Source organism: Tundrisphaera macrotermitis (assembly GCF_051175315.1).
In the GTDB taxonomy this organism is placed as follows: domain Bacteria; phylum Planctomycetota; class Planctomycetia; order Isosphaerales; family Isosphaeraceae; genus Tundrisphaera.
This window is the reverse complement of sequence record NZ_CP195100.1, coordinates 2,577,067-2,594,959: the sequence shown is the minus strand read 5'-3', so window position 1 is coordinate 2,594,959 and position 17,893 is coordinate 2,577,067. Positions and strand designations below refer to the sequence as shown.

Here is a 17,893-nt window from a genome sequence, read left to right as displayed (position 1 = left end):
GGTTTGTCGCGGATCGGCGGCAATGATCCCGGCTCATGGCGATCGGCCCCGGCGCCGGGTAAGCTCTCCCGGGTGCGAGGTTAAACAACCCGTCCCATCCCCATCGGAGCATCTCATGGCCGGATCCCGGACCATCTCCCATCCCCTGTCGCTGGCGGCGGCCCTGCTGGCCCTGGTCGCGGCGACCCAGGCCCCGGCCCACGGCCAGGCGACCAAGGACGAGCCCAAGGCCAAGGCCAAGGCGACCCCGAAGCCCGCCCCGACCAAGCCGCCGCTCCCCCCGACGGCCGGGAACGTCCCCTACGGCGACCACCCCCGCCAGGTGCTCGACTTCTACAAGGCCGAGTCCAAGGAGCCGACCCCGCTGGTGGTCTTCATCCACGGCGGCGGCTGGGTCAACGGCGACAAATACGGCCTCGGGGCCGGGACGATCAAGGCGCTGCAGGCCGAGGGGATCTCGGTGGCGGCGATCAACTACCGCTACACCACCCAGGCTGACGAGGCCGGCATCAAGCCGCCGGTCAAGTGGCCCATCGAGGACGCCGTCCGCGCCATCCAGTTCCTCCGCTCCAAGGCGGGCGAGTGGAACATCGACAAGACCAGGATCGGCGCCACGGGCGGGTCGGCCGGGGCCTGCTCGTCGCTCTGGCTGGCGTTCCACGACGACGTGGCGAAGCCCGATTCGCCCGACCCCATCGCCCGCGAGTCCTCCCGCCTCGCCTGCGCGGCGGTCGGCGGGGCCCAGACGACGCTCGACCCCAAGCCGCTCCGCGAGTGGATCCCCAACTACCGCTACGGCGGCCACGCCTTCGGCTTCAAGGGGCCCAACGGCCGCGACTCCGCGTTCCAGATCCTCTACGACCACCGGGATGAGGTTCTCCCCTGGATCAAGGAATACTCCCCCATGGAGCACGCCGGCGCCGGCGACCCCCCGGTGTTCCTGGACTACCCGCAGCAGGACAAGCCCCCCGTGCTGGGCGAGGAGCAGAAGGACCCCACCCACTCCGCCGTGATGGCCCTGCCCCTGGTGGACAAGCTCAAGGCGGCCGGCGTCGAGGCCCACCTGGCCTACCCCGGCCACAAGGATCCCGAGTACGCCAGCACCACCGCCTTCCTGATCGCCAAGCTCAAGGCCCCCGCCTCCAAGCCCTGACCACGCCCCGCCCGAACATCCCCCGGCACGGCCAGGACCATCCGTCCTGGCCGTTTTCTTTCCCGGCCCGGTTGACCTCCGCCGCCGCCTACGCAATGATCCGTATGCAATATCGCGTCGGACAACCCAGGGAGGCCCGAAGATGGCGGGGAAGAAGTCGATCGCGATCACGGATCGCCAGTTCGCGGTGCTCCGGGTGCTCTGGGCGAACGGGCCGCTGACGGTCCGCGAGCTGATGGAGCACCTGCCGCAGGGGGACCGCCTGCCTTACACGACGGTCCTCGGGCTCATGCAAAGCATGGAGAAGGCCGGGCTGGTGGCCCACGACAAGGAGGCCCAGACGCACCGCTACCGCCCCACGCTGACCGAGCAGGAGGCGACCAGGACGCTCCTCTCCGACTTCCTGGGCCGGTTCTTCCACGGCTCGGCCGAGCGGCTGGTGCTGGGCCTAGTGGACGCCCACGAACTCGACCCGGCGACCCTCAAGGCGATCGAGGCGAAGCTGGCCGAGGCCCCGAAGCAGGAGGACGCCCCATGATCCGGTTCATCGACGGCACCCTCGACCCGTTCCTCGCGCTCCTGGCCGGCTGGTCGATCCGATGGGGCCTGGTGATCCTGGCCCTGGCGGCGTGGCTCCGGGCCTGCCCGCCCCGGTCGGCGGCCGTGCGCCATTCCCTGTGCCTGACCGCCCTGGCGGCGGGGCTGATCCTGCCCCTGGCCCCGCGCTGGGCGGTCCCATGGCCCCGATCGGCGATGGATGAGGTCCGAACCCCTCCCCCGGACCGCCCGGCAATCCTCGACCCCGGCCGGCCCGCGCCCCCGCGACCGATGATGCCGGACGCCCGGCCCTCGGTCATCACGCCGATGCCGATTGCGGCCGTGCCGCCGATCCGGCCGAAGCCCGATGTCGTGGCGGCGCCAATCGGGTTCGGGCGATGGGCCCGGCTCGCCCTGGGCGTGGCGTGGCTGGTGGGGACGGCCATCGCCCTGATCCGACTGGCCGTCGGGTGGCGGGTCCTGGCCCGGCTCCGCGCCTCGGCGGAGCCTTTCACCATCGAGGATCCCACCCCGACAACCCGAGGCGTGGCGGTGGCGACCCACCCGGCGGTCGGCTCGCCGATCGTCCTGGGCGGGCGTCGGCCGACGATCCTGGTCCCCGAGGGCTGGGCCGCGATGCCCGAGGCGTCGCGGCGGGCCTGCCTGCTCCACGAGATCGCCCACCTGGAGCGCCAGGACGACCTGGCGAAGCTGGCCGGCGAGTTGATCCGGGCCCCGTTCTGGTTCCACCCGGCGGTCGCCTGGCTCCTGGCCCGGCTCGACCGCGAGGCCGAACTCGCCTGCGACGAGGCGGCCGTGGGCCGGGGCGTCGCCCCGCGCGACCTCGCCGAACTCCTCCTCGCCTTCGCCCGCCGGCCGGCCCGGCTCGACCCGGCCGGCCTCGCCCCCCGGTTCTTCGACCGCGGCACGGTCGCCGCCCGCATCCACCGGCTCCTGGAGGACGACATGGCCCGATCCCCCCTCGCCCCGTCGAAGCCCAAAGCCTTCGCCCTGGCCGCCTCGTTGGCCCTGCTCGCCCTGCTGATCGGCGGCGCCGGCGCCCGCGCCATCGAGCCCCGGCCCCAACAACCCGCGCCGGCGCCGGCGACCAACCCCGAGCCCAGGCCGAAGCCGGCCCCCCGATCGTTCTCGGCGATCGTCCGGGACGACCAGGGCCGGCCCGTCGAGGGGGCGACCGTCGTCGCGGCGACCCTCGACCAACACCCTGCCCTGGACTCCGCGATCCCCATCCCCCAGGAAGTCCCCTTCCCCCGGGGAATGCCCCAGGTCGATCCCGAGGGTGAAGGCTTCATGGCCTTCGGTGTCACCTCCGTCGTCCCGAACTTTACCGTCGCCGAATCACAATTCCACGACGAGGTACGGACCGGGGCCGATGGCGTGGCCCGATTCGACCGCGAGCCGAAGTCCGGGGTCCTCCTGGTGGCGTTCAAGGAAGGCCTGGCCCTCACCTGCTTCGACCTGGAGAAGGCCGAGGGCTCCGATTCGATCCCGCTCACGCTGGTCCGCCCGCGTCCGTTGGTCGGCTCGGTGGTGGACGAGGCGGGTCGGCCGGTCGCGGGGGCAGAGGTCCGGATCGAGACGATCCGGGGCGGCGTCAAAGGGCGCCGCGACCATTTCCCGATCCTCGAACCCTTCACGCGAAAGACGTCGCTCGCGGCCCGGCTCGCCACGCGGACGAGCCCCGACGGCACCTTCCGCTTCGAGGGGCTGCCCGTCGGCAGCGAGGCGGTCGTGTCGGCCTCGGCCGAGGGGAGGGCGAAGGCCACCACCGCATCAAGGGCCGACCGACCCTACGTCGCCGGTACGGCCGAGGATCCCGCCCGGCTGGTCCTGGCCCCGGAGGCCCGCGTGGCCGGCCGGGTCATCTCCGATGTGCCGGGGGTGTCGGTCGCCAACCGGGTCGTGACCATCCAATGGTCACCCTTCAGCGGGGTCAGCTCCACCCTGAACCGCCAGGCGACGACCGACGCCGGGGGGCGGTTCGAGTTCCGGGGCCTGAACGATGGCGACGCCCTCCTGGTGATCGAGGACGTGCCGATCGACGCCCCCTGGACCTTCGACGCCGCCGCCGTCCACTTGACCCCCGGCCAGACCGCCGAGCCGGCGCTCCGGATCGGCAAGAGCGTCGAGGTCACGGGCCGGGCCGTCACGACCGATGGCCAGCCGATCGCCGACGCCATGATCGCGGTGAGGGGTTCGAGGAACCCGGAGCCGATGGCCCAGCCGATCATGCTCAAGACCGACGCCACCGGGACGTATCGCATCCGCCTCGCCCCGGGCCTGGTCTCCGCATCCTGGGCGGGCGGGCTTATCGGCTTCACGGACCCGGTCGATCACCAGCCGGGCCCATCGACCATCGTCCCTGAGGGGGTGGCGACCTTCGCCCTCGAAACGATCCGGATGGCCCGGGCCGCCGGCCCGATCCGGGGACGCATCGTCGACGCGGCGGGCGTGCCGATGGGTCGGGCCGAGGTGGTGAGCATCCGAATCGCCGAGAACCACGGGCCGATGCAGGCGTCCGCGATGGCCGACGCCCAGGGCCGGTTCACGCTGCCTCCCGAGGTGACCTGGAGCATCCCGCTCCATCAGCCGATCATGATCAGAATCCGCGCCGACGGCGGCCAGGAGTTCGAAACCTGGGCGGTGCCGAACGGGCGGGACGAGGCCACGATCAAGCTGCCTACCCTCCGCGATGCCGCGACAATGGGGCCCGAGGCGGTCGGCCCCGACGAACTGGCCGGCGTGGTGATCGACCCCCAGGGCCGGCCCATCGAGGGGGTCCTGGCCGATGCCTATAGCTGGGCACCGGGCCATGAGGCCCGCACCGGCAGCGACGGCCTGTTCCGGATCAAGGTGCCGGTCCGGGGCAAGACCGAGATCCGCCTGACCAAGGACGGCTACGAGCCCCGCGAGTTCATCGACCAGCCGACCGGACGGAAGGGCTGGGTCGTGGCGATGGGGAACTCGACCTACTTTGAGGGAATCGTCCTCGCCCCCGACGGATCGCCGGTCGCCGATGCCCCGATCCGCGCCGACGGTGGGGAACGCCGGATGGCGGGCGGGGGCCGCCTGTCCAACTGCTGGACGGTCGGCCGATCGGGGCCGGACGGCCGGTATCGCCTGTACGTCGAGCCGGGGGTGTACGAGTTCGAGCTTCGCGTCCCGGGCCGGGGCGTGGCCCGGGTGCCCGGCCAGGCGATCTCCTCCGATGAGGCCCGGTCGCTCGACCTCCGGCTCATCCCGGGCGTGGACTTCCGGGCCCGCGTCGTGGACGACCAGACCGGGGAGCCGGTGGCCGGGTTCGTCCTCCCCGACCGGCAGAGTGGCGGCGTCGCGGGGACGTCCGACGCCGCCGGCCTGATCCGCATCGCCGACCTGATCCCCGGGCCCCTCTCGTTCTGGCCGATCCGGTCGGACCGCTACGCCCGGTTCTGGTCCGACGAAGGCGCCGACGCCTTGAGCCGATTCCACGTCCCGGGCCCGGTCGCCTTCCAGCGCAACCTGGACGGCCTCAACTTCGAGGTCCGGCCGGGCATGGGCCCGGTCACGATCCGGGTCGAGCGGCCGGCGACGATCCGGGGCCGGGTGCTCGACCCCGACGGCAAGCCCGTGGCCGGCGCCACCGTCGCCCCGACGCTGGCCGGCACCGGCGACACGCTGCTCGGCGACGACCGGTTCCGATCCGTGACCGACCGGGACGGCCGCTTCGCGATGGCGTTGCCGGCCGGCAAGACGTTCGCCTATCACCTGGTCGCCCACGACGGCAAGTTCAACGAGTCGCGGGATTGGGCCGACGGCCTCGTGCCCCCCTTCCGGACCGAGCCCGGCCAGGTGATCGAGGGCATGACGATCCGCCTCACCCGCCCGGCCACGGTTCGGGGCCGGGTGGTCGAGAGGGGAGGCAGCCCCGTTGCTGGTCGGCAGATCTTCGCCATCCCCGACGACCTCCGGAAGAACCGCCGCTTCAGCCCGTCCGCCCGGACCGATGAGGAAGGCCGGTTCGCGATCCGCTGCATCACCGCGGGCAAGCACGAATTCTCGATCGGGATGGGCCGAGATACCGCCTCCATCACCCTGGCCGAGGGGGAGACGCGGGAAGGTATCGAGGTGACCATCGACCCCCTGCGCTGACCGGCCCATCGATCCTGGAACCCACGCGGTCGCGGGCCGGCCTCCGGGCGGGGACGCGGCCGCGCGGCATTGCGGGAGGATTCCCCGATTTGGTTGGCTCGCGGGGCCGGGGTCGGTGTATGTTCATGGGGCCCGGGATTCCGCCCGGCTCCTCGACAGGTGATCCCCCGTGACGCCGACCTCCGTCAGCCTGCTCGATCGACTGCGGGACGCGGGGCCCGACCACCCGGACTGGCTGCGGCTGCACGAGATCTACACACCCCTGATCCACCGCTGGATCGGCCGCGTCCCCGGCCTCGCCGACGAGGCCGCCGACCTGGCCCAGGAGGTCCTGTTCGTCCTGATCCGGGAGATCCCCCGGTTCGAGCGGCGTCGCGAGGGGTCGTTCCGCGCCTGGCTCCGGCAGGTCACGGTCAACCGGGTGAGGTCGCATCGCAAGGTCCGCCACCGCCGCCCGATCGTCGGGCTCGACCCGGCCGCGGGCTTCCTGGATCAACTCGCGGCCCCGGACGGGGAGCTGGCCCGGGAGTGGGACCTGGACCACGACCGCCACGTCTTCGGCAAGCTCCTCGCGATCGTCCGGCCGGATTTCGCCCCGGTCACCTGGGAGGCGTTCCAGAGATTCGCACTCGACGGCGTCCCCGCGGCCCGGGTCGCCGAGGAACTGGGGCTGACCGAGAACGCAGTGGTCCAGGCCAAGTCCCGCATCCTCAAGCGGTTGCGCGGCGAGGCGGGGGATCTGCTCGGTTCTTGATCGGATTCGCGGCAGGTCCGGCCTCGCCCCGGCCTTTCTCTCTGGTGGATGCGACGACGCACCGCCGACCCCGACCATGAGACGGAGACCGGGCCGATGGCAGTTCCCCCCCTCGCGACCCACCCGACCGACGAGACGCTCCACGCCTACGGCCTCGGCAAGCTCGATGACGCGGGGGCCCGCGCCGTCGACGAGCACCTGGAAGGCTGCCTCGCCTGCCGCGCCCGGGTTGCGGACGCCGCGCCCGACTCGTTCCTGGGCCGGCTCCGCGAGGCCCGGCCCGGCCTAGGGTCCGCCTCGATGGCCGGCGGCACCCTCAGCTTCACCCCGCAGGGGCTCCCGGCCGGCACGCCCGCCGCCGACACCATCCCGCCGGGGCTCGCCGCCCACCCGGACTACCGGATCACCAAGGAGCTGGGCCGGGGCGGGATGGGGGTGGTCTACCTGGCCCACAACACCATGATGGGCCGCGACGAGGTCCTCAAGGTCATCGGCCACCACATCCTGGAGCGCCCCGGCATCCTGGATCGCTTCCTCCGCGAGATCCGGGCCGTGGCCAGGCTCCGCCACCCCAACGTCGTCGCCGCCTATGCCACGGTCCGGTTCGACGGCGGGCTGGCGCTGGCCCTGGAGTATGTCGAGGGGCTGGACCTGGCGAAGCTGGTCCGCACCAAGGGGCCGCTGGCCGTGGCCCACGCCGCCTACTTCGCCCACCAGGCGGCCCTGGGCCTCCAGGAGGCCCACAAGCACGGCCTGGTCCACCGCGACATCAAGCCGCACAACCTGATGCTCACCCACGACGGCAAGGCCCGCGTCGTCAAGGTGCTCGACTTCGGACTGGCCAAGGCGACCCGCGAGGACAAGCTCGACGCCGGCCTCACCTCCCAGGGCCAGGCGCTGGGCACGCCGGATTACATCGCCCCGGAGCAGATCCTCAACGCCCCGGACGTGGACATCCGGGCCGACATCTACAGCCTGGGCGGGACGCTCTACTACCTGCTGGCCGGACGCCCGCCGTTCCAGGCCAACTCGCTGTACGACATCTACCAGGCCCACATGTCCCGGGATGCCGACCCGCTGAACCTGGTCCGGCCGGAGGTGCCCGCCGAACTGGCCGCGCTAGTGGCCAAGATGATGGCCAAGGACCCCAATCGCCGGTTCCAGACGCCCGACGAGGTGGCCCGGGCGTTGGCCCCCTTCTTCAAGCCGGGCAAGGCGATCCCCCGGCCGGCCGCTCCTCCGGCCGCCGAGCCGACCCGGGCAGCCCGGCCCACGCCCCCGGAACCGCCGACCCAACCGAGGCCGCTCCCGAGGCTTCCGAGCCAGGCCGCCCCGCCCCCCCTCGCGGCGGGTGCGCCCGGGGCCGAATGGCAATCCCTGATCGACTTCGGCCCGTCGGAGGCCCCGCCCGCGATACGCCCCGACCCGCCGGCCCCATCGTCGGCCGGGGGCCGGCCCCCCTGGATCAAGATCGCCGCGGCGGGCGTCCTGCTGCTGATCGCCGGGATCATGGCCGCGGCCGCCTCGGGGGTCTTCAAGGCCCGCACCCCGAACGGGACGATCGTGGTGGAGGGCGTCCCGGCCGATGCCGACGTCCTGGTCGAGGGCTCGACCCTCGCCATCGCCCGCGCCGGGGACACGGCGACCATCTCCGAGGTCCCGGCCGGCCGGGGCCACCGCATCAAGGTCGTCGTCGGCGGCGCCGAGGTCTGGGCCGAGGAGGCGACGGTCAAGGTCGGGGGCCAGGCGGTCCGGCTGTCCTACAGGCCGCGCCCGAGCCCCGCCGGGGCGGCCCCCCTCTCGCCGCGAGGCTCCTTCGTGGCGGAGGTCGGCGATGGAGACTGGTCGCTGGAGGGCGATGAGCTGGTCCAGTCCAGGATGGAACCGCCCGCCGGGCTGGGCCCGAACTATGCCATCTGCTTCGGCGATCGGGGCTGGTCGGACTATGACCTCACCCTGGAGGCCAAATCCACCGGCGGCCCCGATGGGTTCGGCGTGGGGATCCACAGCGCCTCCGACCACAACGGGATCGGCATCAATTACGGGGCCTACGGCAATCGCGGCTTCGACGTCTTCCACAACATCAACGGCAATTGGTCCCGGATCCGGGACAACCACCGTTCGAAGAGCATCAGCCGAGGCGAGTGGCATCGCGTCCGGATCGAGGTCCGGTCGGCCCGCATCCGGACGTTCTATGACGACGAATTGATGTTCGACGTCGACGACCTGCCGCTCCGGAACGGGCGACTCTCGCTGTTCATGTGGAAGTCGGCGGCCCGGTTCCGCAACATCAGGGTGATCTCCCCGGACGGCAAGGTCATGCTGGAGGGGCTGCCCCGCATCATGTACCCCCCCTGGTTGAGCATCGCCGGAGTATCCGCGGGCGACGGCCCGTCCGTGTTCAACGGGAAGGACATCGCCGACTGGTCGGCCTGGGGCGACGATGGGCCGATGAACGGGGCGGGCACCGAGGCGGTCTGGTCGGTGAAGGGCGGGGTCCTGCACGGGTCCGGCCTCAGGTCCCACCTGTTCAGCCCCCGGGGGGATTACCGGGACTTCCGCGTCCGGGCCGAGGTCAGGATCAACGACGGCGGGAACTCCGGCCTGTTCTTCCGGGCATCCAGGAAGGCCGGATTCCCCGACGGCTATGAGGCCCGGATCGGCAGCAACGGCACCGACCCGAACCGGGCCGGGTCGCCGGATCGCAACCCCCTGCCCCCCTACCAAATCACGCCCGGCACCGTGCACCCGGACACCTGGTTCGTCCTGGAGGCCGAAGCGGTGGGCAACCACATCCGGATCTGGGTGGATGGCAAGCTCCAGGTCGACTGGACCGACCCCGCCTCGACCTACACCTCGGGCTTCTTCGCGATCCGGTGCCACGACGCATCCAGCCACGTCCAGGTCCGCAAGCTGGCGGTGGCTGAGATCAACTCGACGGCGCAGGACGCCGCTTCAAGCCGAGGATTCACTCCCCTGTTCAACGGCAAGGACCTGGCCGGCTGGAAGACCCATCCCGGGCAGCCCGGCGGTTGGCGGGTCATCGACGGGATCCTGACCGGTCGGGGGGCGGCGACCAGCCACCTCTACACCGAGCGGTCCGACTTCAAGGATGTCCACGTCCGGGCCCGGGTCCGCATCAACGACGGGGGGGCCGGCGGCCTGTACGTCCGGAGCAGCTTCGGGGCCCGCAACCCCGCGAATGCCCCGAGGTTCTGCGACGGCTACGTGGCCGGCATCAACGCGACGGCGGGCCCCAACCCGAACCGGACAGGTTCCCTGTACGGCCCGTCCGGCCCGTCCGGCCCGCTCGTGAAGTGCATCCCCGAGTCGCCCGCCCCCGCCGGGCGGTGGATGACCCTGGAGATGATCGCGGAGGGGCGAAAGGTCGTCGTCAAGGTCGACGGCGCGACGCTCGTCGACCACACCCTGCGCCCCTCCGAGACGGCCGCCACCGGCCACATCGCCCTGCTCTTGTCCCGGCCGCAGGCCGTCATCGAGTTCGCCTCGATCGAGATCAAGGAACTCAATGCCGCCGAGACGACAGCCTCGGCGGCCTACCCGCCCGGCGCGGCGAGCTTTCAGGGCCATCACTACAAGGCGTTCCCCCAGCAAATCTCATGGCACGCGGCCCAGGACCGATGCCGGTCGATGGGGGGGCATCTCGCGATCATCGAAAGCGAGGAGGAGAACCGCTTCGTGGCCGATCTGGCGAGGAACAGGCAGCTCGACGCGGCCTGGCTCGGGGCGACCGACGAGAAGGCGGAGGGCCGATGGACCTGGGTCGATGGGTCGCCCATGACCTATGCGAACTGGGAATCCTCCGCCCTGCAGCCCAACAACAAGGGGGGCATCGAGCACTACGCGGCGCTCCTCTGTCGCTTCGACGGCTCCTGGTGCGACCAGCCCGACGACGGCCTCCCGGAACAACCCGGCTACATCTGCGAGTGGGACTGAATCCGCAGGGCCGATCGACCCGGGCAACTCCGACTTCGCGAATTTCAAGGCAGGTTTCGGGCCGCCCCGACCTTTCTCTCCCGGGACGCGACGCGGCGAAGAACTCGACCAGGAACCGGAGACCGAGCCGATGGAGACCCAGCCCAGCACCCACCCCACCGACCAGGCGCTCCGGGACTATGGCCTGGGCAAGCTCGACGACGCGATGGCCCGCACCATCGACGACCACCTCCGGGACTGCGAGGAATGCCACGCCCGGGTCGCCCGCGTCGCGCCCGACTCGTTCCTGGACCGCCTCTGCGGGGCCCAGGCCCCGGCCGTCCCGGACGCCGAGACGCTGCCGGCCGGCCTGGCCGACCACCCCGACTACCGGGTCAAGCACGAGCTGGGCCGGGGCGGGATGGGGGTGGTCTACCTGGCCCACAACACCATGATGGGCCGCGACGAGGTCCTCAAGGTCATCGGCCGCAACATCGTCGAGAACCCCGCCATCCTCCGCCGGTTCCAGGACGAGATCCGGGCCGTGGCCAAGCTCCGCCACCCCAACATCGTCGCCGCCTACACCGCCTTCCGGCTCGAAGGGGGCCTCGCCTTCGCCATGGAGTACGTGGAGGGGCTGGACCTGGCGAAGCTGGTCCGCACCAAGGGCCCGCTCGCCGTGGCCCACGCCGCCTACTTCATCCACCAGGCGGCCCTGGGCCTCCAGCACGCCCACGAGCGGGGCATGGTCCACCGCGACATCAAGCCGCACAACCTGATGCTCACCCACGACGGCAAGGCCCGCGTCGTCAAGGTCCTCGACTTCGGGCTGGCCAAGGTCACGCGGGAACAGAAGGTGGACGGCGGGCTGACCGTCGAGGGTCAGGCGCTGGGCACGCCCGACTACATCGCCCCGGAGCAGATCCTCAACGCCGCCAGCGTGGACATCCGGGCCGACATCTACAGCCTGGGCGGGACGCTCTACTACCTCCTGACCGGACGTCCGCCGTTCCAGGCCAACTCGCTCTATGACATCTACCAGGCCCACATCTCCCGCGACGCCGACCCGTTGAACCTGGTCCGGCCGGAGGTGCCCGCCGAGTTGGCGGCGCTGGTGGCCAAGATGATGGCCAAGGAGCCGGATCGCCGGTTCCAGACGCCGGCCGAGGTCGCCAAGGCGCTGACCCCGTTCTTCAAGCCCTCGGCCGGCATCGCTGCGGAGGTCTCGCGGGCCAGGTCCGAGACCGCGGAACCGGTCGCCAGGCCCGCGCCGACCCTGCCCGCCCCCCCGACCTCGGCCTCGGCCCCGGCCCAGGCCAGGCCATCCGCCCGGCTGCCCGAGACGGTGGCCGACCCGGCGCGAGGGGCGTCCGATCCGGCCCCGACGGCACCGGCCCCGCCCGACCGGCCGCGCCGGGCGTGGCCGTTGGCCGTCGCGGCGGCATCGCTGGCCGGGGTCGTCCTGCTGGGGATCTGGATCAAGGTCCGGACGAGGGACGGCGTGATCCTGCTGGAGGACGTCCCGGAGGGTGCCGCGATCCGGGTCGACGGCCGCACGGTCGTCTTCACCCGTTCACCCGACGGCAAGCCGGTGGAGATCCGCGCGGTGCCGGGCGAGCACAAGGTCGAGGTCGAGGCGGGCGGCGCGCGGACCTTCGGCGAGACCGTCACCGTCAAGGCCGGCGGCACGGCCGAGATGACCGTCCGCCTGGGACGACGGGCCGACGCGAAGGCGAACGGGGGCATGATGGGCCGCCCGAGGCGGGATGCGGACCCCTCCCCGGGGTTCGTCCCCCTGTTCAACGGCCGGAACACGGCCGGGTGGAAAGAGTCCGCGCTCGGCCAGGGGGGGACGATCGCGGTCGAGGCCGGGTCCCTGGTCGTCCGGGGCGGGACCAAGGAGGGGGCCGCGTTCGTCACCGATCGCGACTATGGCAACGCCCACATCCGGGCCGAGATCTGGAACCACGCCCCCCGCAAGGGGGTCCTGGGCTTCCGCTCCGCCGAGCCCCACGCCAGGAACGCCGACGTGGTCTCCTTCGGCGATCCCCAGAACGCACTCCCGATCGGCTCGTTCGCCGGCAAGAGGATGCCCGGGGGGCAGCCGAACTGGCAGAAGGCGAGCATGATCCGGGTGGGGCGCCGCGAGTGGTTCGCGCTCGACATCGTCGATGAGCGGAGCAAGGTCACCATCTCGATCAACGGGCAGGAGGCGCTCGTCGTCAACGCCCCCCGCCGTCTCCGCCCGCCCGGGCCGATCGTGCTGGGCTGCGGCCCCGGCCAGGAGATCTACATCCGCAAGCTGGAGATCAAGGAACTCGACGGCGACGGCGGCATGGGGGCCCCCGCCCGCCCCGCCGACGCGGCCCCCTGAACGGCGGGCAACGCCCCGGCGCGGGAAATCCGGGCCGATCGGGGCGATTCGCGGCAGGTCGGCATCCGATCCGGCCTTTCCCTTACGATGCCCGGATTTGAGAGGGGCGTCCGGGGATCCGGGATGGTAGATTCCGGGGTGGCACACATGAGGGGCGGGGCATGATTTCGATCCGACCGGGATCCTTCGCGAGGGAAGACGGACAGATGAGCCAACCCGCCGACCATGACCGGCCGCGATCGTATCCCGAGCGTTCGGGCACCGTCGTGGAGACCGACGAGGACATCCGCCAGGCCCTGATCTCCGGGCTCATGGGGCAGCCGCAGGCCGCCGCCCCGATCTCGCCGGCCGCCGCGGCCCGGACGGCGGTCGAGCCGGCGGCGGAGCCCGCCCGGGGGGCCAGCGCCTATCGGCCCACGATCCGGCCGCCGGTGCCGATCCTGACCGTCTTCGACGACGGCAAGGCCGACGGCGAGGTGATCCGGATCCGCGAGCCGAAGTTCACGATCGGCCGGTCCGAGGGGCATCTCCGGTTCCCGCTCGACGGCCGGATGTCGTCGCGGCACGTCGAGATCACCCACCAGGTGGTCGGCGGGCTGAACCGCTGGGTCGTCACCGACCTCCAGAGCACCCACGGGCTGTTCGTCCGGGTCACCAGGACGGTCCTGGCCGACAAGGCGGAGATCCTGGTCGGCAACGGCCGGTATCGCTTCGACGGCAACCAGCCCGACACCGGCATGACCGCCGACCTCGTCCCCGGGCCGGCCGGCCACGGCTCGACCCAGGGCTGGGCCGACGAGCCCGGCCCGTTCCGCCCCCCCGCCCTGACCGAGCTGCTCGGCCGAGAGATCGGCAACCGGATCCTCCTGGTCAAGGGAGAGTACTGGATCGGATCCGACCCCTCCTGCACCATCCATCGGAGCGACGACCCGTTCTGCGAGCCCCGGCACGTCCGCCTGGCCCGGAGCAGCAAGGGGGGATGGGTGGCCGAGCACAACAAGACCCAGAACGGCCTCTGGCTGCGGATGCCCCAGATCACCGTCGACGCGACCATCCAGTTCCAGGTCGGCGAGCAGCGGTTCCGGCTCAAGGTCCAATGATGGTGGCCGATCACCCCCCAATCGGGACGCCGTCCCGGCGAGGATCGACGATGCGAAGCCTCTTCCTGATCGCGGCCTGCGCGGCCCTGGCGAGCCTGCCGGCCGAGGCCCAATTCGTCAACTACATCGGGCCCGGCTCCACCCCCGCCGGGGACTACCTCCGGGGCATGGGGATCGCCGCCGACGGGTTCGGGTCGTACAACCTCAAGACCGCGATGGCCGAGTCGATCCACCTCGACAGCGAGATCCGCCTGGACCGCTACATCGGCGAGGTCATGATCGCCGGCCGGATCCGCTATGCCAAGTACCGGCGGCAGGTCATGGACCGGCTCAAGGCGGGCTACAACGCGGCCCGCCAGAGGATCCGGGAGAACCCGATGGAAGGCGACATGCTGAAGGGGGACGCCCTCAACGCGATCATCGAGCAGTTGAATGCGCCGGACCTTTCTTCCTCGGCCTTCCGCCTCACCCCGGTGCCGATCTCGATCGAGGATATCCGCCGGATCCCGTTCCACCGCGGCGACCGGAACATCGTCTTCTCGATGCAACGGCTCTCGTTCCGGGGCAAGGGGAAGTGGCCGGTCGCCCTCCAGGATGACTTCTACGCCGCCGAGCGCAAGCGCTACGAGGCCGCGCTGGACGACGCCCTCGAACACATGGTCGACCGGAAGATGCCCGACGAGGTCATCAAGACCTACGTCTCGTCGATCGAGGGGCTGTCGGCGAAGCTCGACCAGAAGTTCGGGCCCAACTCCCGCGAGCTGCACTACAACGAGGCCAAGACCCGCCTCAGGGAGATGGCGAAGTCGGCGGAGCTGCTCAAGTCCAGCGACCTCCAGCCGGCCCTGGCGGAACTCGACTCCTACGGCGGGACCACGGTCAACGACCTCCGCCTGTTCATGCAACGCCATTCGCTCCGGTTCGCCTCGGCCTCCTCCCGCGACGAGCGGGAGTTGTACCCCAGGCTCTACGAGGCGCTGGTGGCGGTCCGCGAGGTCGTCCTGGATCGTTCCCAGGGGGAAGGCAAGTGAGCCCGGCGATCCGGCCCTCCGCCGGCACCCACCTCGCCGCCATCGCCCTGCTCGGGCTCTACGGGGCCTTCGCCGCCTGGATCGTCGGCTCCGAAGGCCGTCGCCATCGGGACGCCCTGGCCGCCACCGCCCGACCCGGGCCCGCGGACCCCGACGCCATCGAGATCGCGTCGGGGCCGGGGATGCCCGAGGAGGGCCCGGAGGCCCAGGAGCCCGCGTCCAAGGCCCGCAGGAAGGGCGTCGGCGGCCCGGCACTCAAAGCGCGGCGCCGCCTGCCGGACGAGCCGGCCGCCAAGAAGGGCCGGCGGAGGGACATGGCCTCCGCGGCCGACTCCTCCCGGCCCGAGCCGGCCGCCCCCGGTGCGACGGCCGTGGCCGCCGCACCGGCCCCACCGCCCGCCCCTGACCCGTTCTGGAAGGAGCCCGACCAGCAGAAGTTCTGGGACATGAAGCCATTCTCGCTCGACGACGAGCGCGAGCTGGGCCGGGCGGTGAACCGGGCGATCCTCAAGCTCCACCCGCCGCTCAAGGTCGGCCCGGAGCCCGCCCGGCTGGAGAAGGCGGCCGAGGTGTTCCTCAAGGCCCGCTCGCGGCCCGCGCTGAGCTACACGTTCACGGTCCTCGATTGCCCGGAGACCAACGCCTTCTCCCATCCCGGGGGCTACGTCTACGTCTGCAAGGGGCTGTTCGGGCTGTTCGCCGAGGACGAGGACGCCGCCCTGGAGTTCATCGTCGGGCACGAGATCGCGCATGTGGACGGGATGCACATGCTCGCCGCGCTCCAGGACCCGCTCTGGAAAGACCTCAAGATCGGCACCTCGCCGCTGATCTGCTCGATCCTCCTGCCCCAGGACTACGCCGACGAGCAGGAGTATGCCGCCGACCGCTGGGCCTGGCAGATGATGAACCGGGCCGGGCGGTCCAGGCACCAGACGCTCAGCTTCCTCCGCAAGTGGCAGGCCCGCTCGCTCGACCAGCCGTTCGGCAACGCCCCGATGACGCCCGACGAGGAGCCGGCCGTCGACCCGATCGACAACCACCTCCGGGCCCACGTCATCCCCCGCGCCCGGCTCAAGGCCCTGGAACCGTTCGTGAACCCGCCGCCGACGCCGGCCCCGAAGCCCAGATGACGTAGGCGGCGGAGGCCGACAGCCCGACCAGCAGGAAGCCGATCGCCATCAGGTCGGCCGTCCCGCCCATCCGGAGGGTCTCGGCCGGGAAATAGCGCTCGGCCAGCCCGGGCGACTCCTGCAGGAGCAGCCCCTCGAAGGCCCATCGCGACGGCAGGAGGCCCGCGATCGGGCCGGTCCGCGTGGCCAGCAGCCACGCCGGCACCATCGCGGCCACCGCCGCCCCCCAGGCGAACGCGGGCCGGGGGGCCAGCGCGACGAGGAGGAGCCCGAGCGCCAGCCCGGCCGCCGAGGCCAGGGCCAGCAGGAGCAACGACGGCCCCCCCGCCCCGTGCAGCCCCGCGAGCTTCGCGACGATCGCCCAGGCCACGACGACCTGCACCACGCCCAGCCCCGCGGCGGCCAGCAGTCGGGCCGACCACTCCCGGAGTCGGCCGAACCGGCCCACCCAGATCGCGTTGCCCAGCCCGAACCAGGTCGCCGCCAGGGACAGGCCCAGCGCCGCCGCGTCGGGCGCCCCGCCGGACAGGGCACCGATCGCCAACCCCAGCGCCGGAGCCTGGGCCGCCAGGCCGCCGATCAGGGCGGGCCGGTCGAGCAGCGTCGAACCGGCCGGCGTGGCATCGAGGACCGGCCCCGCCGGCTCGTCGAGGATCGGCGAGCCGAGCGCAGGCCCCGAGTCCGAAAAGCTCCACTCCTGGGCCGGGGCGGCGGCCGGGACGGGGGCCGGGGCGACCACCAGGCGGACCGTGTGGCTGCCCAGTCCGATCAGGTCCCCGGCCCGGACCGGCGTCGGGCCGGCGATGCGATGGGCGTTGACGAACGTCCCGTTGGCCGACCCCAGGTCCTCGATCAGGATCCGATCGCCCGCGCGCAACAGGCGGGCATGGCGGCCGGAGATCATCGGCAGGTCGAGCGGGAGATGGCAGGAGGGGTCGCGGCCGATCACGACCTCATCCCCGCGGAACGGCAGGGCCGGGACCAGCGAGGGGTCGAGCCTCGCCAGGGCGTGGATCGCGGCCAGGGCGTGGCTGCCCAGGTAGATCGTGTCCGTCGCGGCCAGGGGCGCCCGGGTGATCTTGCGGTCGGGCGACCCGATCGCGGTGCCGTTGGCCGAGCCCAGGTCCTCGATCACGGCCCCGCCCCGCGTCCCGTCCCAGGTCACCAGGGCATGGGCCCCGGAGACCGTCGGCAGGTCGACGACGATGTCGTTGGCCGGGTCGCGGCCGATCCGGACGGTGGCCGCCGACGACCCGGCGGGCTCGGGCGGCCAGGGCATCGGGGCGGCCAGCCCCAGGGTGATGGCGTCGGCCCGCGTGACCGCGACCGGGCCGGCGATCCGACTCCCATTGACATAGGTCCCGTTCGTGGACCCGAGGTCTTCCAGGGTGTAGCCCCGGCCGTCGAACCGCAGCCGGCAGTGCCGGCCCGAGACGCTGGGAAGGGCCGCGATGATGTCGCAGTCCGGGGAGGCGCCGATCGTCCAGGAAGTCGCCATGGGCAGGGCCCCGAGGTCGGGCTCGATGGGGGGGACGCCGGCCGACGGGCCGGATCGGAGGTTGCAGGTTAATCCCCGGGCCGGCCGGCGTCGACGGGGGGCCGTCGGGCCTCCGGCATTTCGGCCCGGGTCCCGATGGGCAATGACTTGCAGATGGCATGGATCGGCGTGGATAATAGTCCCTGGATTCGATCGGCCTCGATGCGTGAGGGGCCGGCAGCGTGCCCC

10 protein-coding genes are annotated in these 17,893 nt (G+C 72.1%); 9 read left to right on the top strand and 1 reads right to left on the bottom strand.

Annotation, left to right across the window (positions count from 1 at the left end):
- Nucleotides 1-115 precede the first annotated feature (115 nt).
- The 9 genes from TA3x_RS10400 to TA3x_RS10360 all read left to right on the top strand — a co-directional run bounded on the left by TA3x_RS10400 (nucleotide 116) and on the right by TA3x_RS10360 (nucleotide 16,167).
- Nucleotides 116-1,153 (top strand): alpha/beta hydrolase fold domain-containing protein, encoded by a 1,038-nt coding sequence (locus TA3x_RS10400; RefSeq protein WP_435020897.1) that lies wholly within the window; start codon nucleotides 116-118, stop codon nucleotides 1,151-1,153.
- Nucleotides 1,154-1,295: 142 nt separating this feature from the next.
- Entirely contained in the window at nucleotides 1,296-1,691 is a 396-nt protein-coding gene (locus tag TA3x_RS10395; RefSeq protein ID WP_435020895.1) for a BlaI/MecI/CopY family transcriptional regulator, read from the top strand.
- Entirely contained in the window at nucleotides 1,688-5,842 is a 4,155-nt protein-coding gene (locus TA3x_RS10390) for a M56 family metallopeptidase (protein WP_435020893.1), read from the top strand. Before TA3x_RS10395 ends, TA3x_RS10390 begins: the two co-directional genes overlap by 4 nt.
- Before the next feature lie 169 nt (nucleotides 5,843-6,011).
- On the top strand, nucleotides 6,012-6,596 hold the full coding sequence (locus TA3x_RS10385; protein WP_435020891.1) for an RNA polymerase sigma factor: 585 nt from the start codon (nucleotides 6,012-6,014) through the stop codon (nucleotides 6,594-6,596).
- Nucleotides 6,597-6,692: 96 nt separating this feature from the next.
- Nucleotides 6,693-10,553 (top strand): family 16 glycoside hydrolase, encoded by a 3,861-nt coding sequence (locus tag TA3x_RS10380; protein ID WP_435020889.1) that lies wholly within the window; start codon nucleotides 6,693-6,695, stop codon nucleotides 10,551-10,553.
- Between the two features lie 130 nt (nucleotides 10,554-10,683).
- Entirely contained in the window at nucleotides 10,684-12,906 is a 2,223-nt protein-coding gene (locus tag TA3x_RS10375) for a protein kinase domain-containing protein (protein WP_435020887.1), read from the top strand.
- A gap of 206 nt (nucleotides 12,907-13,112) precedes the next feature.
- Nucleotides 13,113-14,006, top strand: a complete 894-nt coding sequence (locus tag TA3x_RS10370; protein WP_435020885.1) for an FHA domain-containing protein — start codon at nucleotides 13,113-13,115, stop codon at nucleotides 14,004-14,006.
- A 50-nt stretch (nucleotides 14,007-14,056) separates the two neighbouring features.
- Nucleotides 14,057-15,037, top strand: coding sequence for a hypothetical protein (locus TA3x_RS10365; RefSeq protein WP_435020883.1), 981 nt, complete (start codon nucleotides 14,057-14,059; stop codon nucleotides 15,035-15,037).
- Entirely contained in the window at nucleotides 15,034-16,167 is a 1,134-nt protein-coding gene (locus tag TA3x_RS10360; protein ID WP_435020881.1) for a M48 family metallopeptidase, read from the top strand. The genes TA3x_RS10365 and TA3x_RS10360 overlap by 4 nt, the downstream gene beginning before the upstream one ends.
- On the opposite strand, the gene TA3x_RS10355 is transcribed toward TA3x_RS10360, so the two are convergent.
- Nucleotides 16,109-17,665, bottom strand: a complete 1,557-nt coding sequence (locus tag TA3x_RS10355; protein WP_435020879.1) for an FHA domain-containing protein — start codon at nucleotides 17,663-17,665, stop codon at nucleotides 16,109-16,111. The two genes, TA3x_RS10360 and TA3x_RS10355, sit on opposite strands and share 59 nt — an antisense overlap.
- Nucleotides 17,666-17,893 lie beyond the last annotated feature (228 nt).

Coding starts and splice junctions, on each gene's coding strand:
- TA3x_RS10395 (WP_435020895.1), top strand. CDS start 1,296: ATGGCGGGGAAGAAGTCGATCGCGATCACGGATCGCCAGTTCGCGGTG.
- TA3x_RS10370 (WP_435020885.1), top strand. CDS start 13,113: ATGAGCCAACCCGCCGACCATGACCGGCCGCGATCGTATCCCGAGCGT.
- TA3x_RS10400 (WP_435020897.1), top strand. CDS start 116: ATGGCCGGATCCCGGACCATCTCCCATCCCCTGTCGCTGGCGGCGGCC.
- TA3x_RS10355 (WP_435020879.1), bottom strand. CDS start 17,665: ATGGCGACTTCCTGGACGATCGGCGCCTCCCCGGACTGCGACATCATC.
- TA3x_RS10365 (WP_435020883.1), top strand. CDS start 14,057: ATGCGAAGCCTCTTCCTGATCGCGGCCTGCGCGGCCCTGGCGAGCCTG.
- TA3x_RS10380 (WP_435020889.1), top strand. CDS start 6,693: ATGGCAGTTCCCCCCCTCGCGACCCACCCGACCGACGAGACGCTCCAC.
- TA3x_RS10390 (WP_435020893.1), top strand. CDS start 1,688: ATGATCCGGTTCATCGACGGCACCCTCGACCCGTTCCTCGCGCTCCTG.
- TA3x_RS10375 (WP_435020887.1), top strand. CDS start 10,684: ATGGAGACCCAGCCCAGCACCCACCCCACCGACCAGGCGCTCCGGGAC.